Here is a 664-nt window from a genome sequence, read left to right on the forward strand (position 1 = left end):
TCCCCATAACCGCCTCGGTACACCCCGCGGTTTCCTCCCTCGAGCGTTGTCCAACGCCTGCCCGCATACGCCGTCGCTTACTCACGCGGCAGCAGACATGGGCAGGCGTCGAACAACGCTTAACGACCGCCGCCGGTGCGGTCGGCCGTACCCGGCCCTGAGCGGACTTCTGATGTCTCGCGGCGGCAATGGCTGCACGCAAAGGGAGGCAGTCGTTCGGTTGGGACTGGTTAAAGACGGTTACAGATCTCTTCTTGGTCAGGGAAAAGCGGGTAAATTGTCAGTTTGATAACTCCGTCCGGCTGTCGAAGGCTTCATTGAAGTGACGCGACAGGAAACGGCGCAATGGAAATGCGGCTTCAGCACTACAATCTCGACGATGAAGCGCGAACTGAACTGCTAGGGTATCTGGTGGTTGCTCAACTCATCGCGCGAGCAACCACGGGGCAATGGCTTGAAGCAGCGCATGTCTGCGAATCTGTACTGCTTTGGCTCTCCGCTAATGGTGGCAATTGCGGTGCCCGGGAACGCTCTGACTTGTCGCGGCTTTCGGTCGCCGCGGCTGAACAGTTTGTCGGCTTGCCGCCGTTCGACGATGAAGCGAGTTTAATTCAAATGATCTTGGCCCTGAACCGTCTTGACTATCGCAAAGCCGACGTCAAAA

At 57.8% G+C, this 664-nt stretch carries 1 protein-coding gene; it reads left to right on the forward strand.

The window, feature by feature from the left end:
- Positions 1–345: 345 nt before the first annotated feature.
- Positions 346–664 (forward strand): hypothetical protein (locus VSR82_RS39920; protein ID WP_498858918.1); only part of this gene is annotated, 319 nt, incomplete at its 3' end.

It is taken from the genome of Burkholderia sp. JPY481, from assembly GCF_038900515.1.
Lineage (GTDB): Bacteria > Pseudomonadota > Gammaproteobacteria > Burkholderiales > Burkholderiaceae > Paraburkholderia > Paraburkholderia youngii.